This window comes from Nocardia sp. TBRC8007 (assembly GCF_056629435.1).
Genome location: NZ_JBWSOR010000200.1, coordinates 1 through 309 on the forward strand (window position 1 = coordinate 1; position 309 = coordinate 309).

Annotated in this window: 1 protein-coding gene; it reads left to right on the top strand. The window is 63.4% G+C overall.

Features of this window, described 5'->3' with window-relative positions:
• Positions 1-19: 19 nt before the first annotated feature.
• Positions 20-309: condensation domain-containing protein (locus ACX4ZE_RS23290; RefSeq protein WP_480275609.1), on the top strand; the 290-nt coding region annotated here is incomplete at its 3' end.

Below are 309 nucleotides of genomic sequence, written 5' to 3' on the forward strand. Positions count from 1 at the left end.
GGCGTTGGTGGAGGCGTCGATGGCTGGGGTGAATGTGGTTGTGGGTGTGGAGGGTCCGTGTTTGGTGGTGGGGGGGTTGGGTGGGTGGGTGCCGGAGGTGGTGGATTTGGTGGGGGTGGCCGATGGGGTGGAGCGTGCTGGTGTGTTGATGGAGGAGTGGTCGCGGACGCGGTTCGATCTGGCGCGGGATCGGTTGGCGGTTTTCCGGGTGGTCCGGTTGTCGGGGCGGCGGGTGTTTCTGCATTTTGTGGCGCATCATGTTGTTTTTGATGGTGTCAGTGCTGGGATTTTGGGGGAGCGGGTGTTGCG